Source organism: Dactylosporangium sp. NPDC050588 (assembly GCF_040654975.1).
Lineage (GTDB): Bacteria > Actinomycetota > Actinomycetes > Mycobacteriales > Micromonosporaceae > Dactylosporangium > Dactylosporangium maewongense.
Genome location: NZ_JBFAJA010000133.1, coordinates 1 through 18,729, shown reverse-complemented (window position 1 = coordinate 18,729; position 18,729 = coordinate 1). Strand labels below are relative to the sequence as shown.

At 73.1% G+C, this 18,729-nt stretch carries 13 protein-coding genes; 11 read left to right on the top strand and 2 right to left on the bottom strand.

All coding sequences use genetic code 11. From position 1 onward, the window contains the following. The first annotated feature begins 2 nt into the window (after nucleotides 1-2). The 8 genes from AB0I21_RS53310 (at nucleotide 3) to AB0I21_RS53275 (ending at nucleotide 11,051) form a co-directional block, all read left to right on the top strand. On the top strand, nucleotides 3-1,148 hold the full coding sequence (locus AB0I21_RS53310; RefSeq protein WP_360573082.1) for a glycosyltransferase: 1,146 nt from the start codon (nucleotides 3-5) through the stop codon (nucleotides 1,146-1,148). After that, nucleotides 1,145-2,440 (top strand): lipopolysaccharide biosynthesis protein, encoded by a 1,296-nt coding sequence (locus AB0I21_RS53305; protein WP_360573080.1) that lies wholly within the window; start codon nucleotides 1,145-1,147, stop codon nucleotides 2,438-2,440. The genes AB0I21_RS53310 and AB0I21_RS53305 overlap by 4 nt, the downstream gene beginning before the upstream one ends. Next, entirely contained in the window at nucleotides 2,430-3,623 is a 1,194-nt protein-coding gene (locus tag AB0I21_RS53300; RefSeq protein ID WP_360573078.1) for a hypothetical protein, read from the top strand. The genes AB0I21_RS53305 and AB0I21_RS53300 overlap by 11 nt, the downstream gene beginning before the upstream one ends. Then, complete coding sequence (locus AB0I21_RS53295; RefSeq protein WP_360573076.1) at nucleotides 3,608-4,828, top strand: glycosyltransferase family 4 protein; 1,221 nt, start codon at nucleotides 3,608-3,610, stop codon at nucleotides 4,826-4,828. The genes AB0I21_RS53300 and AB0I21_RS53295 overlap by 16 nt, the downstream gene beginning before the upstream one ends. Continuing rightward, entirely contained in the window at nucleotides 4,809-6,617 is a 1,809-nt protein-coding gene (locus tag AB0I21_RS53290; protein WP_360573074.1) for a DUF4012 domain-containing protein, read from the top strand. Before AB0I21_RS53295 ends, AB0I21_RS53290 begins: the two co-directional genes overlap by 20 nt. Nucleotides 6,618-6,828: 211 nt before the next feature. Next, entirely contained in the window at nucleotides 6,829-7,446 is a 618-nt protein-coding gene (locus AB0I21_RS53285) for a hypothetical protein (RefSeq protein ID WP_360573072.1), read from the top strand. 96 nt (nucleotides 7,447-7,542) lie between these two features. Next, nucleotides 7,543-8,805 (top strand): nucleotide sugar dehydrogenase, encoded by a 1,263-nt coding sequence (locus AB0I21_RS53280; RefSeq protein ID WP_360573070.1) that lies wholly within the window; start codon nucleotides 7,543-7,545, stop codon nucleotides 8,803-8,805. 47 nt (nucleotides 8,806-8,852) lie between these two features. Further along, nucleotides 8,853-11,051: a hypothetical protein gene (locus AB0I21_RS53275; RefSeq protein ID WP_360573068.1), complete on the top strand. Its 2,199-nt coding sequence runs from the start codon at nucleotides 8,853-8,855 to the stop codon at nucleotides 11,049-11,051. A gap of 898 nt (nucleotides 11,052-11,949) precedes the next feature. Here the strand turns inward: AB0I21_RS53275 and AB0I21_RS53270 are convergent. Further along, nucleotides 11,950-13,110 carry an LCP family protein gene (locus tag AB0I21_RS53270; RefSeq protein WP_360573066.1) on the bottom strand — a complete coding sequence of 387 codons (1,161 nt, stop codon included), beginning with the start codon at nucleotides 13,108-13,110 and terminating at the stop codon, nucleotides 11,950-11,952. Nucleotides 13,111-13,260: 150 nt separating this feature from the next. On the opposite strand from AB0I21_RS53270, the gene AB0I21_RS53265 reads away from it, so the two are divergent. Genes AB0I21_RS53265 through AB0I21_RS53255 form a run of 3 tightly spaced genes read left to right on the top strand, consistent with a single transcriptional unit; the run spans nucleotide 13,261 to nucleotide 17,877 of the window. Further along, a complete protein-coding gene (locus AB0I21_RS53265; protein WP_360573064.1) occupies nucleotides 13,261-15,177 on the top strand; it encodes a hypothetical protein in 1,917 nt (638 codons plus the stop codon). Between the two features lie 25 nt (nucleotides 15,178-15,202). Further along, nucleotides 15,203-16,171 carry a glycosyltransferase family 2 protein gene (locus AB0I21_RS53260; RefSeq protein ID WP_360573062.1) on the top strand — a complete coding sequence of 323 codons (969 nt, stop codon included), beginning with the start codon at nucleotides 15,203-15,205 and terminating at the stop codon, nucleotides 16,169-16,171. Next, the gene (locus AB0I21_RS53255) at nucleotides 16,168-17,877 is read left to right on the top strand and encodes a hypothetical protein (RefSeq protein ID WP_360573060.1); all 1,710 of its coding nucleotides are present in this window, start codon (nucleotides 16,168-16,170) and stop codon (nucleotides 17,875-17,877) included. The genes AB0I21_RS53260 and AB0I21_RS53255 overlap by 4 nt, the downstream gene beginning before the upstream one ends. 378 nt (nucleotides 17,878-18,255) lie before the next feature. Here the strand turns inward: AB0I21_RS53255 and AB0I21_RS53250 are convergent. Beyond that, on the bottom strand, nucleotides 18,256-18,729 hold a 474-nt coding region (locus AB0I21_RS53250; protein ID WP_360573058.1), incomplete at its 5' end, for a sigma-70 family RNA polymerase sigma factor.

Sequence of the window (18,729 nt, the reverse complement as noted above, 5' to 3'; positions counted from 1 at the left end):
CGATGATCATCAAGACGGACGACGGCGGCCGGTGGACCGTGCCGCAGCTCGACGAGCTGCGCCGGCGCGGCCACGAGGTCGTCGCCGTGCTGCCGCCCGGCAGCGAGGGGCAGCTGCGCAAGGCGCTGCACGACCGGGGGATCGACGTCGTGCAGTCCGGGTTCGACTTCCGGTTCCGCCCCACCCCGGCCACCGCCGCCGGGCTGCTGCGGCTGCGCGGGCAGCTCCGCGCGCTCGCCCCGGACGTGCTGCACTACCACCTGTACGCGTCCGCGCTCGCCGCCCGGATCGCCAGCCTCGGCCTGCCCGCCCGGCGCGTGCACATGGTGCCCGGCCCGCTGTTTCTCGAGTCGCCGCTGATCCGCACCGTCGAGCGGGTCCTGTGCCGCCGCGACGAGGTCGTCATCAGCGGCAGCCGGCACACCGCGACCCTCTACCGCGCCATCGGCATGCCGGACTCGCGGGTCGTGCCGGTCCACTACGGCACCGACGTCGAGCACTTCTCGCCGCCGTCGGCCGCCTACCGGGCCGCGTGCCGGGACGCGTTCGGCCTCGCCGGCACCACGTTCACCGCGTGCATGGTCGCCTACGTGTACCCGCCGAAGTGGCTCACCCACCGCGGCCGCGGCATCAAGGGCCACGACATCCTGCTCACCGCGTGGCGGCGCTTCCGCCGCGACGTCCCCGACGCCAGGCTGATCCTGCTCGGCGGCGGGTTCAACGCGGCCGGCGAGACCTACCGGCGGCAGCTGATCAGCCGCTTCGGCGTCGCGAAGGACCCGGGCGTCGACTGGCACGAGTCCACGCTCGACGTCCGCGACTGCTACGCCGCCGCCGACGTCAGCGTCAGCCCGTCGCTGTCGGAGAACCACGGCGCCGCCCGCGAGGCCGGCGCGATGGGCGTGCCGAGCATCGTGTCCGACGCCGGCGCCCTGCCCGAGACCGTCGACCCCTCGTCCGGCTGGCTGGTGCCCCGCGACGACGTCGACGCGCTCGTCGCCGCGCTGCACGAGGCGCACGCGGAGTTCCTCGCCGGCACCCTGCGCCACCGCGGGGCGCTGAGCCGGGAGCTGGTGGTCGACCGGTTCGCCGAGGGGCCGGCCGCCGCGGCCGTCGCCGACGTGCTGGAACGGGTCGTCCGAAGATGACACAGCTGCGGTCACCGAAGACGCCCGTCCGCCATGCCGCCCCGTCGAAGCGCCGGCCGTCCTTCGCCGGCAACGTCGGCTGGGGGTTGGTCGGCAACGCCGGCTACGCCCTGTGCCAGTGGCTGGTCCTGGTCGTCGTCGCCCGGCTCGGCACCGAGTCCATGGTCGGCGACTACGCCCTCGGCCTCGCCGTCGGCGCCCCGGTGGTGCTGCTGGCGAACCTGTCGCTGCGCACCGTCCTGGTCACCGACACCTTCCACGAGCACCCGTTCCGCCGGTACCTGCGGGTCCGGCTCGCCGGGATGGCCGCCGCGACGGCCGCGATCGGCGTCGCCGTGTGGGCCTTCGACCTGCCGCCGGCGGTCGTCGTCCTCGTCGGCCTGGCCAAGGCGTTCGACGGCGTCGGCGACATCTACCTCGGCCTGCTGCAACGCCACCACGACCAGCGGGGCATCGCCGTCGCGCAGCTCGCCAACGGCGCGCTCACCATCGCGCTCACCGGCGTCCTGCTCGCCGCGACCGGCAGCGTCGCCTGGGCCGCCGCCGGCTCCGCGATGGGCTCGCTGATCGCCTGGCTCGGCTTCTGCGCGCCGCTCGCCTCCCGGCTGCTGGACGCCACGGCCAAGGCGAGCCTGAAGGCCGACCCGCCGAAGCGGCACACGCACCGGTTCAGCCCGCCCGGGCCGGGGGCGCTCGTGTGGACGGCGCTGCCGCTCGGCCTCGCCTCCGGGATCACCTCCCTGACCGCCAACGTCCCCCGGTACGCGCTGCAGGACCGCCTCGGCGCGGCCGCCCTCGGCGCGTTCGCCGCCGCCGGCTACCTCGTCCTCACCGGCAACCTGCTCGTCTCCGCCGTCGCGCAGACCCTCCTGCCGCGCCTCGTCGAGCTGCGCGCCGCCGGCGCCCGGGAGCGGTTCGCCGCGCTCGTGCGGCAGTCGCTCATCGGCATCACCGTCGCCGGGGTCGTCGCCGTCTGGGCCGCGGAGCTCTTCGGCGCGAAGGTGCTGCGCGCCGTCTACGGCGAGGAGTACGCCGACGAGGCCGGCACCCTCACCGTCCTCACCATCGCCACCGCCGTCGCCGCGAGCTGCTTCGTGCTCGACGCGGCCCTGTCCGCGGTGCGCCGCTTCACCGGCCAGCTCGCCGTGAACGCCGCCGTCCTCGCCGCCACGATCCTCGCCGCGCTCGTGCTCGTGCCCCGCTACGGCATCGCCGGCGCGGCCTGGGCGACCGTCGCGGCCGCCGCCGTCCACGCCGGCCTCAAGTGGGAGCTGCTGCGGCGTGACCTTTGATCCCTGGTACGCGGTGCTGCTCGCCGGGCTGGTGATCCCGGTGCTGCTGCTCGTCGGCGGGGCCCGCGACGTCCTCGCCTACGTCGCCGCGTACTTCTTCCTCTTCGGCTTCGGGCCCGTCGTCAGCTACCTGCTCGGCGGGGCGATCTACTTCGGCACCAACACCGCCCTGATCGGCCGGGCGGCGCTGGGCCTGCTGCTCGCGTTCGCCGGGGTCCTGGCCGCCGGCCTGCTGGTGCGCCAGCGCCACGACATCGCCGCGCCCGCGACCACCCACCGCTTCCCGCTGCTGCCCGTCGTCCTCGCCCTGCTTACGCTCTACGCGACGACCGTCCTCGTGCTCGGCGGCACCAGCTTCCTCGCCGGCACCAAGCTCGACCGCATCGACGTCGCCGGGCCCGGCCACTACGACTACCTGCTGTTCGAGATGTTCGCCTGCGCGCTGTACTACATGGCCGACGGCAGCGGCGCCGGGCGCTTCACGTACCGGCTGAACTTCGCCGTCTACGTCGTCTACTGCCTCAGCACCGGCGAGCGCGACTTCGTCTTCGTGATCTTCAGCCTGATCCTGCACCGCGAGCTGACCCGCGGCGGCTCGTTCGCCCGGCCGGTCGGCTATGGCGCGCTGCTGCTGGTCGGCGCGACCATGATCTTCAGCCTCCGCGGCGACGGCCCCGCCGACACCAGCCAGGTGCTCAACCAGGGCTCGGTGCTCTTCGTCGACACGTGGGTGATGACGCACGTGCCGTCGGTCGAGCCGTTCGCGCGCGGCGCCACCTACCTGCACGCGCTCGTCAACCTGCTGCCCGGGCACGCGCAGCCGGCGCTGTCGCAGTGGCTCGTCGACCGGTACGCGCCCGGCAGCGCCTCCGGGTACGGCTTCTCCCTCACCGGCGAGGCGTACCTCAACTTCGGGCTGTGGGGGATCCCGGCGCTGTTCGCCGGGCTCACCGCCGTGCACCGGCTGCTGATCAACCGGCTCGACCGGGCGCCGGTCTACGCGTACGCCAGCGTGCTCTTCAACGTCGCCTGGATGTACGGCTTCCGCGGCGAGAGCGGCAGCCTGCTCAAGACCTGCGTGTACGGGCTGCTGTTCTACGGCGCGCTCCGCCTGGTCTCGGTCCGGGTGGAAGAACCGATCAGTGAGGAACCGGAGGCGGTGCCCGCATGCGTCTCGTCGTGAGCTGTGAGCAGCGGTACGCCCGCACCCCAGACGGGCGGGTGTGGAGCACGACCGGTGCCGCGTACGACTTCTGGCAGCGCTACCTCGCCGTCTTCGACGAGGTCCGGATCGTGGCCCGGGTCGCCGAGCGCGGCGGCCGCCCGCCGGACGCCGAGCGCGTCGACGGCGACCACGTCACCGTGCACGCGGTGCCCTACTACGTCGGCCCGCTGCAGTACCTGCGGCGCCTGCGCGCGGTGCGGGCCGCCGTCCGCGCCGCCGTCGAGCCCGGCGACGCCGTCCTGCTGCGGGTGCCGTCCGCGATCGGGACGCTGCTGCACCGCGCGCTGCGCCGTTCGAGCCGGCCGTACGGGCTCGAGGTCGTCGGCGACCCCTACGACGTGTTCGCGCCCGGCGCGATCCGCCACCCGCTGCGCCCGCTGCTGCGCGCCTGGTTCACCGCCCGGCTGCGGGCACAGTGCCGCAGCGCCGTCGCCGTCGCCTACGTTACCGAGCGGGCGCTGCAGTCGCGGTACCCGGCCGCGCCCGGTGCGGTGACCGCCGCGTACTCCAGCATCCAGCTCGACGAGGCCGCGTTCGTCGACAAGCCCCGGGTGGAGGGCTCGCCCAAGGTCGCGGTCCGGCTGGTCTCCGTCGGCTCGCTCGAACAGCCGTACAAGGGGATCGACACCCTCATCGAGGCGCTGCCGCTGCTGGTGAAGGCCGGCCTGGAGGCGCACCTGGTGCACCTCGGCGACGGCCGCTGCCGCCGCGACCTGGAGCGGCTCGTGCGGGAGCGGCGCCTCGGCGGGCGGGTCGCGTTCGCCGGCGCGGTCCCGCCCGGCGCGGCGGTGCGGCTGTTCCTCGACGACGCCGACCTCTTCGTGCTGCCGTCGCGCACCGAGGGCCTGCCCCGGGCGCTGATCGAGGCGATGGCCAGGGCGCTGCCCGCCGTCGGCACCACCGTCGGCGGCACCCCCGAGCTGCTCGACCGCACGCACCTGGTGCCGCCCGACGACCCCGTCGCCCTCGCCTACGCGATCACCGCGCTGGTCGCCGACCCGCAGGCGCTCGCCGCCGCGTCGGCGCGCAACCTCGCCCGGGCGCGCAACTACGCCGCCGACACCCTCGGCCGGCGCCGCGCCGACTTCTACCGCGCGCTGCGCGTCATCACCCAGCCAGAGAAGGTCAAGGAGGTCGTCGGCGGTGCACGGCAGCTCGACTGAGATCACCGGTGCTTCTGCCCACCTGCGTTGGCTGCTGCGGACCCGGCGGCGCAAGGTGGTGCTCGCCGTCGCCGTCGTGCTGCTGCTCCTCGCCGGCGCCGGGGTGCGGCTGATGGTCGTCGCCGACTCCGCCGCCGGGCACCTCCAGCGCGCCGCCACCCTGGTCGGCTCGCTGGAGACCGCGCTGCGCGCCGGTGACCTCGCCGCGGCCCGGCGCACCACCGCCGACCTGCGCCGGCAGACGGCGGAGGCCAGGTCCGACACCTCCGGCCTGACGTGGGGCATGGGCCGGTCGGCGCCGATGGCCGGCGACGATCTGACGGCGGTCGCGGCCGTCGCCCGGATCGTCGACGACCTTGCCACCCGCGTGCTCCCGCCGATGCTGGACGTCGCGGGCGGGCTGCAGTCGACGCTCGCCGGGCGGGACGGCCTCGCGGCGGTGACCGGTGCCGCGCCCCGGCTCGCGGCGGCGGATTCGCTGGTACGGGCCGCGCAGGCCCGGCTCGCCGCGCTCGACCGCGGCGGGCTGGACGGGCGGGTCCGCGCCGCCGTGCAGCGCCTCGACGACGCCCTGCGCCGGGTCGCGCCGCTGCTCGCGCCGGCCGCCCGCGCCGCGAAGCTGCTGCCCGCGATGCTCGGCGCCGCCGCGCCCCGCACCTACCTGGTGCTCTTCCAGAACCTCGCCGAGGTGCGGGCCACCGGCGGGATGCCGGGCGCGTTCGTGGTGCTGAGGGTCGACAAGGGCGCGATCACCATCGCGCGGCAGGGCGCCGCCGCCACCGACATCCGCGAGTTCGCCGCGCCCGTCCTGCCGCTGGACGCCGACCAGGAGGACCTGCACACCGACCGGCTCGGCCGGTTCCCCGCCGACGTGAACCTCACCCCGGACTTCCCGACCGCGGCGGCCCTGTACCGCGAGATGTACCGGCTGCGCTCCGGTCAGACGGTCGACGGTGTCCTCGCGACGGACCCGGTCGCGCTCGCCTACCTGCTGCAGGCGACGGGACCGGTCGACGTCGCCGGCGGACCCCCGCTCACCGCGCCGACCGCGGTCCGGCGGCTGCTGTCGGAGGTGTACCTGACGATCGCCGACCAGAAGTCGCAGGACGCCTTCTTCGCCGACGCCGCCAAGGCGGTCTTCGACAAGCTGACGGGCGCGCTGGCGGACACCTCGAAGCTGGTGCCGGCCCTGCGGAAGGCCGCGGACGAGCGGCGGCTCCTCGCGTGGAGCGCGCACCCCGAGGAGCAGGCCGAGATCGCCGCGACCGGCTTCGCCGGCACGCTGCCCGCCGACGACGGCGCCCGGCCGACGGTCGGCGTGTTCCTCAACGACGGCACCGGCGCGAAGCTCGGCTACTACCTGACCCGCGAGGCGGAGCTGAGCGCCGGGGAGTGCCTGGAGGACGGCTCGCGGCACCTGCGGCTCACCGTGAAGCTCGGCTCGACGGCGCCGGCGAGCGGGCTGCCGCGCAGCGTGCTCGGGCTGGGGCTGGCCGGCGACTACACGGTCCGGACCAACGTCATGGTGTACATGCCGACCGGCGGCGCGCCCGTGGACGCCACGCAGGACGGCGCGCCCGTCGACTACGGCAGCGGCTTCGAGCTGGGCCGGACCGTGGCGGTCTTCACCGTCGACCTGAAGCCCGGGCAGAGCAGCACGCTCGCGCTGAACCTCATCACGGGCCCGCTGCCGTCGCCGTCGGCCGCGTTCACGCCGCGGCTCGTCACGACCCCGGGCATCGCCCCGTGGACGCTTCGGTTGCAATCCGCGCCGAGATGCGGCAAATGATGAAAAATGCCCATATCGGGGTGATGTGAAGTCTACGGTGAAATTTATGCGACCCCGAACAAGATCCGCACTGACCGCCCTCGCGGGGGCAATCGTCGCGGCGGCAGTGCTGGGAGCACCGACCGCCGCCCACGCCGAACCCGGCGGTGGAGCAGCGGCCGCTGCTGCCTATCCGGCTCCCGAGCCGGTCCTCAGGGTGAGCTCGGCCTCTGTGAGCACCGGTGGCGTGGTCTGCATCGCGGGGAAGCGGTTCCTTCCCGGCGAGTCGATCTCGATCCGCGTCCAGTACCGCGTCACCCGGCACTCCGGCGGCTTCGACGGCCCGTTCCCCGCCCGGGTGAGCGGCGACCGCCGCACGGACGACGACGGCAGGTTCGAGGCGAACGTCCGGCTCACCTCGCCCGGCTACGCCACCATCAAGGTCACCGGCAAGAAGTCCAAGCAGACGGCGACCGTCACCGTGCGGGTGCTCGCCTGGCGCGGCAACTACAGCTTCGGTGGCGACGACTTCTTCGCCGGCACGCCGCTCGGCAACGGCGTGCGCCACAACGGCGGGGGCGACAAGTGGGACGGCGGCGACCGGCCGGCCGGCTTCTTCGGCCCGTTCTTCGGCGGCTGGAGCCCGTTCCGGCTGTCGGCCAACGAGACCAGCCTGACCGACCCGTCCTCGACGGCCTCGTCAACCGGCGCGGCCACCGAGTCCACCGACCTCGCCGCCGGCGACACGCAGCACCGCGGCGCCCCGGGCGCCGACCTGCTGGCGGGCCTGCTCGGCCTCACCGCACTGGCCGGCAGCGGCTTCGTCATGCGCCGCCGGCGCGCCTCCTGACACCGACACCAACCAACACCACCAACTCGCATCTGCGTTCGACCCGTCGGCCTCGTTTCGGCCGGCGGGTCGAGTGTTCCCACCCTTAGGATGATCATGGGCAAAACAGTCATCATCGGGCAGGGCTACGTCGGCCTGCCGCTCGCCATCCGAGCGGTCGAGGCGGGCGACGACGTCGTCGGGCTCGACGTCGACACCGACCGGGTCAAATCCCTCGGTGCCGGCATCTCCTTCGTCGAGGACGTCCCGGACGACCTGCTCACGTGGGCGCTGGAGACCGGCCGGTACCACCCGACCGAGGACTACGCGGACGCCGCCGGCTTCGACACGTGCGCGATCACCGTGCCGACCCCCCTCACCGACGGCGTGCCCGACATCAGCCACATCGAGCAGGCCGCGCTGCAGCTCGCCCCGCACCTGCGGCCCGGCTGCACGGTCATCCTCGAGTCCACCACCTACCCCGGGACCACCGAGACCGTCCTGCGGCCGCTGCTGGAGCACGCCTCCGGGCTCAGCGCGCCCGACGACTTCTTCCTCGGCTACAGCCCCGAACGTATCGACCCGGGCAACCCCACCTGGCACCTGGACAACACCCCGAAGCTCGTCTCCGGCATCGACGAGGCGTCCCTCGCCGCCACGACGCGCTTCTACCAGCGGTTCGTGCAGCGGCTGGTGCCCGTCTCCGCGCCGCGGACGGCCGAGCTGACGAAACTCTTCGAGAACACCTTCCGCCACATCAACATCGCGCTGGTCAACGAGCTCGCCATCGTCGCCAACCAGCTCGGCGTCGACGTCCGCGAGGCGATCGGCGCGGCCGCGACCAAACCGTTCGGGTTCATGGCGTTCGACCCCGGCCCCGGCGTCGGCGGACACTGCCTGCCGATCGACCCGTCGTACCTGTCGTGGCAGGTCAAGCGCGAGGTCGGGCAGCGGTTCCGGTTCATCGAGCTGGCCAACGACGTCAACGAGGGCATGCCCCGCTACGTCGTGCAGCGCCTCGCCGCCGGCCTCAACGACCGGTACAAGCCGATCAGGGGCAGCCGGATCCTGTTGCTGGGCCTCGCGTACAAGAGCAACGTCGGCGACCTGCGCGAGTCACCGGCCCGCGCCGTCGCCGAGCTGCTCGTCGCGCAGGGCGCCGAGGTGCACGCCGTCGAGCCGCACGCGGCGCAGCGCGACACCGGCAACGTCAGCGGCGTGACGCTGGTCGACCTGACCCCGGCCGAGCTGGCCGCCGCCGACGCCGTCGTGCTGCTCACCGACCACGACGACTTCGACTACGACATGGTCGAGCGGCACGCGAGCTACATCTTCGACACCCGGGCCCGCTGCCACGGCGCGGCGGTCGAACGCCTCTAGGTTTCTCACCCTGCGGCGGCGCCGCGGTCGTCGGGTAGCTTGGCCCGGTGATCGTGGTGCCGCTGCTCACATTCGTGGCCGTCGCGTGCCTGTGCCTGCGGCTCGGCGGCGGCGTGCGGCTCGGCGGCGGCGTGCGGCTCGCGCTGCTGCGGTCCGCCGTCCTCACCGGCGGCGCCGCCTGCCTCGCCGTCGAGGCGCTGTCGTCGTTGCACGCCCTGCACCGGCCCGCTGTCATCGTGGCCTGGCTGCTCGCCTTCACGGTCCTGTCCGCCTGCTGCTTCTGGTTCGTCCGCCGCTCCGGGTCTACCGGTCTCCTTGGGTCTACCGGTCTCCCTGGGTCTACCGGTCTCCCTGGGGCTACCGGTCTCCCCGGTTTTGTCGGTCTCTCCGGTTTTATCGGGCTCTCCGGGTTCCTCGGGCGCTTCCGGTTTATCAGGCGCTCCGCGCCCGCTAAACCGGAAATATCAGCATTCGCCACTTCGTGGCGGTCCGTCCGTGACCGGTGGGCCGGCCTCGCGCGGGTCGAGCGGCTGATCGTCGGCGTGCTCGGCGTGCTCTTCCTGCTCGACCTGGTCGTCGCGCTCGTCGCACCGCCCAACAACTACGACTCGCAGACCTACCACCTGCCGAAGATCGAGCACTGGGTGCAGCGGGGCGACGTCGACTTCTACCCGACGGTCATCGACCGGCAGCTCGCGATGGCGCCGGGCGCGGAGTACCTGCTGCTGCACCTGCGCCTGCTCACCGGCGGCGACGGCTACTACAACCTGGTCCAGCTCGCCGCCGGGGTCGGCGTCGTCCTCGCCGCGTCCCGCATCGCCGGCCAGGTCGGCGGCGGCACCCGGGCGCAGCTGATCACCGCGCTCATCGTCGGCACCACCCCGATGGTCGTGCTGGAGGCGACCAGCACCCAGACCGACCTGGTGGTCGCGCTGTGGGTCGCCTGCGTCGCCACCTTCACCCTCGACGGCCTGCGGGCCCGCTCCGGCGCGCTCGACACCCTGCTCATCGGCACCGCCGCCGGGCTGACCCTGCTGACGAAGGCGACCGGCCTGCTCGGCGCCGGGCTGCTGCTCCTCGTCTGGGTCGGCGCGCAGCTGCGCCTGCGGTGGTGGCGCGGCCTGGTCGCGGCCCTGGCGACGGGCGCGCTGATGCTGCTGTTCGCGGGGCCCTCGCTGCTACGGGTACAGCAGACCTACGACAACCCGCTCGGCCCGGCGCACCTGCGCGAGTCGATCTCCATGCAGCGGCACGACCCGGCCTCGGTCCTCGTGAACGCCCTGCGCATCGCGGAAACGGCGCTCCAGACCCCGATCGGCCCGCTCAACGACGCGTTGGCCACCGGCATCATCGGGATCGCCGGCGTCCTCGGCGTCGACCCGCAGGCCCGGGACATCACGTACTGGAACGAGAAGTACCCGTACATGTCGTGGCCGCCGGACGAGGACCGCGTGTCGCTGCCCGCACAGGGCGTGCTGATCCTGCTCGGCGCGCTGCTGCTGGCCTTCCGCAAGGGAACCAGGCTGTATGCCGGCGTGTTCTGGCTGGCGCTGCTCGCCTACGTCATCACCGTGAAGTGGCAGCCCTGGGGCAACCGGCTCATCGTCTTCCTGATCGTCCTCGGCGCGCCGCTCGCCGGCCTCTGGATCGCGAGCCTCACCGGCTTCGCCGGCGGTCGTGCCGGAGCTCCGACCGGCGGCGGTCGCTTCGCGAGCCTCACCAGCCCTGCCGACGGTCACGCCGGCGGCGGTCGCGTCGGAACTCTCACCGGCGGCGGTCGCTTCGCGGGGCTCACCGGCCGCCGGGTCGCGACCTGGATGACGACCGGCGCGCTCGCAGCCGGGGTCGCGGCGGGCGGTTTCGCGGCCGCCTACGGCTGGCCCCGCCGCCTCGTCGGCCACGGCTCGATCTTCACCACCTCCCAGATGGAGCAGCGCTTCATCCGCGAGCCGCAGTGGCAGCGCGACTACGAGTGGGCCGCCGCCGCGGTCCGCGCCTCGGGAGCCCGCCGGGTCGGCCTCGTGCAGGGTTACAACACCTGGGAGTACCCCTGGTGGATCCTGCTGCCCGGCACCGAGATCGTGTCCCTGCAGTCCCTCCAGCCGAACCTGCCCGCCGCGTCGAACACCACCGTCGACGCCATGGTCTGCGTCAAACCGATCCACCCCTGCGAGTTCTACGCTTTCCCCACCTGGCAGGTCCACCGCCAGGGCGACGTCGCCTACGTCATCATCCGCAGCCAGTGAACCCCGCCGGCGTTCAGCCACAGCCATCACTCCGCGGACAACCCGGACCTTCGGGCGGTTTGATCGAAGGACGGTTCCGGTCGCCATGACGACCAGTCCGGTCCTTGGATCACCACACCGATGGCCGGTCAGGCCGGCGGGTGCCGCAGCGAGGTGTCCCGCCCGCCGGCGCAGGGCCGCCTGCTCGGACGCGTTCCGGTCGGCCTCGGCCCGCGCTCCGGCGCAATCCGCCGGCGTCTGGTCCCGCTCGGCCGGCGCTGTGCCGGCGTGATCCAGGGATGGTTCGGGTCGTCATGGCGGCCGTTTCGGTCTTTGGATCAGCGTGTTGCTGGGTGCGGGGTCGGGCGGATGTCGCAGGGGGTGGCCCGCCCGCAGGCCGGGGCAGGGTTGGCTGCTCGGGAGCGTTCCGGTCGGTCTCGGTCTCCGCTCTGGCGTGCTCTGCCGGCGTCTGGTCCCGCTTGGCCGGCGCTGTGCTGGCGTGATCCAGGGATGGTTCGGGTCGTCAGGGCGGCCGTTTCGGTCTTTGGATCAGCGTGTTGCTGGGTGCGGGGTCGGGCGGATGTCGCAGGGGGTGGCCCGCCCGCAGGCCGGGGCAGGGTTGGCTGCTCGGGAGCGTTCCGGTCGGTCTCGGTCTCGGCTCCGGCGTGCTCTGCCGGCGTCTGGTCCCGCTCGGCCGGCGCTGTGCTGGCGTGATCTAAGGACGGTTCCGGCCGTCATGACGACCAGTCCGGTCCTTGGATCACCACGCCGGTAGTCGCCGCGCCGATGGCCGTCACGCCGGTGGGCGTCAGGTCGATGGCCGCCACGCCGGTAGTCGCCACGCCGGTAGTCGCCACGCCGATGGGCGCCAGGCCGGTGGATGCGGCGGCGTCGTGTGTGTCGGCCGGCGGTGCGGTGGTCAGCTGCTGGAGCTGACGATGCTCGGGTTGGCGGCGACGAAGGCCGGCACGGTCTTGGTGCGCACGGCGCTCAGCAGGTCCAGGGTGGTCTGGTCGAGGGCCTCGGCGCCAGGGTTCTCCGGGGAGGCGTGGAAGCCGCCGTCGTTGGTCTTCAGGGTCAGCATGCGGTCGCCGTCGATGCTGCGCATCGCGAAGATCCAGTCGTCGAGGCCGATGCTGCCGGTGTCGATGGTCATGGCGCGGCCGATGACCTCGAGGACCTTGTTGAGGGTGCTCGGGTTGCCGATGACCTCTTTGCTGGCGATCTTCTTCAGCAGCGCCTTGATGAACTGCTGCTGGTGGCGCTGGCGGTCGTAGTCACTCTTCGGGAGGGTCTCGCGCTGGCGGACGAAGTCGAGCGCCTCCCAGGCGGCCAGGTGCTGGTAGCCCACCTCGTACACCTTCGGCGTGACGCCCTTGATCGGGATCAGGACGGTGCCGCCGTTGGGGCCGTCCTTCTGCTCGAACGGGACCTTCGTGTTGCCCTTGGCGTCGTGGCCGATGTGGACGGAGACGGTGCGCTGGTCGACATACATGTCGACGCCGCCGAGGACCCGCACGACGTCCTGGAAGCCGACGAAGTCGACGATCGCCGCCGCGTCGAACGTGACGCCCCAGTTCTGCTTGATCGTGGCGGCGAGCAGCGTCGTGCCGTGCTTGCGCGCGTCCTTGCCGGTGAGGCCGTAGCCGCCCTCGGCGAACGCGCCGTTGATCTTCGACTTGCCGCCGTTGTAGGTGCGCTTGCCGTTGCTGTACTTCGGGATCGCGACCCACGTGTCACGCGGGATGGAGATCAGGAACGCCATGTCGTGGCTGGCCGGGATGTGCAGGATCAGGATCGAGTCGGAGCGGATCGGCTCCGTCGGGTCCTGGTTGGGCCGCGGGTCGATGCCGATCAGCAGGATGTTCTTCGCCCCGTTGACCGACGCGTGCTTGCCCTGGTCGGACGGCAGCAGGTCTTCCTTGTTGACGCTGCGGGTCGCATAGCCGAAGACGGCGTCCTTGAGCACGAACGTCGTGCCCGAGACGATCATCAGGAGCGCACCGGCGATCACGAGGATCCGCGCCCACAGTGGATCCCGCCGGCCGCGACCCTTCCGCCGCGCCACGCCCTTCGTCAACTCCCCGCCACTCCCCGTATTCGGCAATCACCTTCCGTCATGAAGGCCGGCCCCGGAAGCCTTCTGCACCGTACCTGGACGACGCGATATCGTCACCTCCCGTCGGCGACGTTGCATCGCCGGTGCCCCCGATCGATACGGAGCGTGTTGGTGATCCGCAAAACGGTGGTGGCACTGGCGCTCGCCTGGCTCGTCCCGCTCGCGACCCACCAGCTGCATCTGGACTTCGTGCTTCCGGTGCTGGTCCTGGCGGGCGCCGTGGCGATCCAGCGGGGCACGACGAGCCTCCTGGACCGGGTCGTGACGGCCGGGAGCCAGCTGTTCGGCGCGGCCTGCGTCTTCGGGATCGCGATCACACTGTGGCCCGGCCATCTGCACCCGACATTGATCGCCGGCACGGCGTTGTCGGTGCTGGTACTGATCGCGGCGGCCACGGGCCGGGTGCCCGAAATGCCCCCGATGCGCAAAGACGCACTCCTCGCCGTAGCCGTCGCCGCGGTGTCGCTGGTGGCCCTCGTCCCCTACGTCGTCCGCGACCTCGGCGGCCGCCTCGGCCTCCCGCTCGCCGGCGAGGACATCGCCCGCCACTACCTGCTGTTCGACGTCATCGGCCGCACCGGCGGCTACCTGTTCATGCGGCCGGAGGCGCTGCGCCCGTTCGTGCCCGACGCCGAGCTGACCGGCATCGCCAACTACCCCCAGGGCCTGCACTTCAGCTACGCCGTCCTGGACCGCTTCGTGCGCTCGTCGGGGCACAACGCCGCGCCCGCGACCGCCGTCGACGTCATGGTGTGGCTGCTCGTCGGCACGTACCTGCTGCTCGCCCTCGCCGTGCTGTGGGCCGCCCGCCGCATCGCCGGCCCGGGCGCGAGCCCCGCCCGCCTCCTGCCGGTCCTCGCGCTCGCCGCCGCCTGGCTGGTCCTCGGCGACCCGGTGACCGTCCTGTCCCGCGGCTACCCCAACGAGCTCGCCGGCCTCACCTGCGCCGCCGTCCTCACCGCGGTCGTCGCCCGCCCCCTGACCCGCCGCGGCGAGCAGACCGCGACGGTCGCGCTGCTGCTGGTCGGCGTCTCGTTCACCTACTCGCTGTTCCTGCCCTACGCGGGGATCGTCGCCGCCCTGTGGGCCGTCCGCGCCCGGCTGTGGCGGTTCTGGTGGGCGTGGCTGGTCGCGGTCGCCGTCGCCGGGCTCGCCGCGATCGGCCCGCTGACCGCGGCGCGCGCCTCCAGCGGCGGCCAGCTGCTGCTCAACGGCACCGCCCGGGTCGTCGACCGGCCCGCCACGGCGCTGCTCGTGGCGCTCGCCGCGGTCGGCGTCCTGGCGCTGCGCAGCCCACGGTTGCGCGCCGCCGGGTTCGCGCTCGCTACCGCCGGCCTGATGGCGGCCGGGCTCGGCGCGTACCAGACGGCCACCCTCGGCAGGACGGTCTACTACTTCGACAAGCTCCTGCACCTGCTGATCGTCGTCGCGCTGTGCACCCTCGGCGGGCTCGCCAGGCTCCGCTTCAAGGCCACCGCCGCCGTCGCCGTGCCCGTCGTGCTGCTCATGGTGGTCGCCGGCGGCAAGTGGCACACGACGCCGGTCGCGCCGGGCGTGAAGCTGGCGCTCGGCAAGGACCGTGGCTCCCCGGAGGCGGCCCGCGACGCGCTGCTGATCGCCAGGATGTTCCCCGACGGCGGCGGCGCGATGAACGTCAACCTCATGAGCACGCCCTGGCGTAACTGGTCCGGCACGCTCGGTGCCGCCGCCCTGCAGGGCCAGTACCGGAACTTCCCCGGATGGTCCGGACTGCTGTACCCCGGCGGCAAAGGCGGCACGATGGCCGACCTCGACCGTCTCGTCGCCGACAGCCCGGTGCCGGTCCGGTTCTTCCTGCACGACCCGGCGGCCAGCCTGCTCGTTGTGGATACGGATCACCCGAGCCGCCCCGCGGTGCGCGCCGGACAGCCGCTGCCGGTAGCCTTCGGTGATCCGGCGGCACCGTCGAACATCGAGGCAGCGCGCGCGCTCGCCGCGAAGTATCCGACAAAAGTGCAGCTCGTGTACGCTACGCCAGCGAACCCTTAAGGATCGCCGAGACGGATTGGTCATCGTGCAAACACCCGTGGTGAGCGTCGTCATTCCGACGCGCAACAGGCCCGAGCTGGTGGTCCGGGCCGTGCGCAGCGCACTGGACCAGACGCTGCGGGAGATCGAGGTCGTCGTCATCATCGACGGACCCGACGCCGCGACAGTCGCGGCCCTTCGCGAGATCGGCGACGAGCGGGTCCGCTGGGTCGAGCGGGAGACGTCCGGTGGGGCGCCGGCGGCGCGCAACCACGGCGTCGACGTCGCCGCCGCCGAGTGGGTCGCGTTCCTCGACGACGACGACGAGTGGCTCCCTGAGAAGCTGGAAACCCAGCTGTCCCGGGCGAAGGCGTCCGGGGTGCCGCTGCCGATCGTGGGCAGCCGGCTCTACATGCGCACCCCGCGCGCCGAGCTGATCATGCCGCGCCGCGTCCCGGCGCCCGGCGAGCCGATCAGCGAATACCTGGCCGTGCGGCACGGACTCTTCCACGGCGACGGGTTCATCCAGACCTCCACGATCATGGCGCCGACGGCGCTGCTGCGGAAGGTGCCGTTCGCCGACGGGCTGCGCCGCCTGCAGGAGCTCGACTGGACGCTGCGCAGCCTGCAGGAGGAAGGCGTCGACCTGATCTACGCCGAGGAGCCCCTCGTCATCTGGTACGCCGACGAGAACCGCCCCAGGATCAGCTTCGACGCACCGTGGAAGCAGTCGCTGGTCTGGCTGCGCGAGACCCGCCCGCGGGTCACGCCCCGCGCCTACGCGGCGCTCGCGATGAGCGTCGTCGGCTCGATGGCCGCCGCCAGCCGCAGCCCCCGGGTCTTCTTCGACCTGCTCGGCGAGGCCCGCCGGCACGGCAAGCCCAGCATGACCGACTACGTGACCTTCCTGCAGGTCTGGCTGGTCCCCGCCGGGCCGCGGCGGGTCGTGCGCGACTTCTTCCTGAGCCGCAGCCGGCGCAAGGGCAAGAAGCAGCTGCAGGCCAGCGCCCGATGAGCAGGCGCACCGCGATCCCCGCGGGCGCCGTCGCCGTCGTCCTGGCGGTCCTCGCGGCGATCCTGGAGCACGGCCGCACCGGCAGCGTCAGCGAGTCGGCGGAGGCCTTCGCCGCCGCGGTCATCGCGCTCGGCGTCATCGGCCTCGCGGCCAGCCTGCGCGGCATCACGCTGCGCGGCGCGGTCCTCGGCGGGCTCTTCACGCTCGCCGGCATCCTCACCTGGACGTCCACCCAGCACCCGATCGTCATCTGGGCCGTGCTGTTCGTCGAGGTCGTCGTCTTCGCCGTCTGGGGCCGGCCGTGGCTGCGCACCCTGCGGGAGCTGCCGGGCCTCGGCGGCGCCTGGCTCGGCCTGTCCTACTGGGTCTTCGGCGTGCTGGGCGCCCTGTTCGTCCTGCGCGCCGGCCACCTCACCGTGGCGGCGCAGCGGCTGGCGTACCTCGGCGTCTTCACCCTCGCGGTCCTGGCCGTCGTCGCCACGACCCGGCGGGACCGCGACGGCGACCCCGACCGTGACCCTGCCGGCGACCGGCACCGCGACCTCAGCGTCGGCATGGCCGCGGCGATCCTCGTCGGCATCGGCGCGCTGCTCTACTTCGGCGCCGGCAGCCTCTTCGACGAGCTGCACGCCATCCCCGACAGCGCCTCGGCCCGTATGATGCGCAACCGCTTCTGGGGCGGCCCCGGCCTCTTCTACCACCCGAACTCCCTCGCCGGCCTCGTGGTGATCGCCGCCGTGCGGGTCGGGCTCGACCGGGCGTTCGCCGCCTGGCAGCGGGTCGGCGTCGCCGTCGTCGCCGCCCTGGTCCTCTCGATCAGCGACTCCCGCACCGGATTTGTGTTCGCCACAGCCGCCGCGTTTGCGTTTGCGGCTGTGGTACTGCTCCGCCACTGGACGGGCCGGAAGAGCCCTGGTGGCCGGACCGGCCACGCCGCCGATTCCCAGCATTCTGAGCAGCGCCGGAGCGAGACCACGATCGGCGGGCAGGACGGGCAGGGCGGCGACCTGGACCGCTGGGGGCGGCCCGCGCTGGTGGCGGTCGCGATGCCGTTCCTGGTGCTGGTGGCCGTCTTCACCATCGGCGGCGGCAGCGACTTCCTGCTCCGCGACCGGTTCACCGACGGCGGCAACGACGTCACCAGCGGGCGCACCGACACGTGGCGCCAGGTCTGGGTCGACTGGAAGCACGCCGGCTGGGCCGAGAAGACGTTCGGCGACGCCCGCACCTCGCGGGCCGTCGTCCACCGGGTCGACGACGGCGCCCCCAAGGAAGGCCCCCGCCGCGACCTGAACACCGACAACGCCGCGGTCGGCGCCTTCCGCCGCGGCGGCGTCCTAGGCGCGATCGGCTTCCTCGTCGGCGTGGCGCTGCTGCTCTGGCACGCCCTGCGCGGGCTCTGGCAGGCGGTCGTCCTGCGCCGCCCCGGCGTCCGCCACCCCGCGACCTGGTTCACCGTGGCCGCGGCCGCCGCCGTACCGACGATCATGACCGAGGACTGGGTCATCGGCGGCACCAACGGCGCGATCTGGCTCGTCCTGCTCGCCGGCGAGGTCCGCTCCAAGCGCACCGCGGAGCCCTCCGCGATCGTCCCGGTCCAGACCCCGTCATCCGCCCCGACCGAGCCCGCACGGTCGGCCGCCCCCGCGGCGTCGGCTGATGCCGCGCCGTCGGCCGAGAGCGGTCACGACACGTCCCGGGCCTGATCCGCTCCCAGCGGACCGCATCGGCGCGCCGGACCTGTCCGTCCCGAGCCTGATGCGTTCCGGGTGGATCGCATCGGCGGGCCGGGCCGTCCGTCCCGAGCCTGATCCGTTCGGGGTGGATCGCATCGGCGGGCCGGGGTGTCCGTCGCGGTCGTCCCGGCGCCGGGACCGTCGAAGCCCTCGGAGGAGTCGGGTCCGGGGAGCGGCCGAGGCCGGCGGGGTACGTTGCTAGCGATCGCGACGCATTCAGCGTCCGATCCCGTTTTTCGGCCCAATTCCGGCATTGTGGGGCATTGACCGGCGTCTGTGCAGTGCGAGCGGCCCGGAGGGTGCGACATTGCATTCCTCCGGGCCGCGGATGCTTGCGGACGGTGACGGTTACTCGGCGAGCGCGGTCAGCTCGGACCGGAGGGTGCGCAACGCGCCCGCGAGGAGGCGGGACACGTGCATCTGGGAGATTCCGAGCTGGGCAGCGATCTGCGACTGGGTCAGATTGCCGTGGAACCGCATCGCGATGATCTTCTGCTCGCGCTCGGGCAGCTTGGCCAGGATGGGGCGCAGGGCCTCGCGGTTCTCGACGTTGACCATGTCGGGGTCCTCGCCGCCGAGCAGGTCGCCGAGGCCGTTGGCGCCGGCGTCCGTGCTGTCGCCGGCGGGGGCGTCCAGCGACAGCGCGCGGTACGCCTGCCCGCAGTCCAGGCCCTCGATGATCTCCTCCTCGCTGACGTTGAGGCGGGCGGCGAGGTCCGCGACCGTGGGGGAGCGGCCCAGGTCCTGGGCGAGGTCGCCGGAGACCTTCGAGATCTCCAGGCGCAGCTCCTGCAGGCGGCGGGGCACCCGGACGTCCCAGCC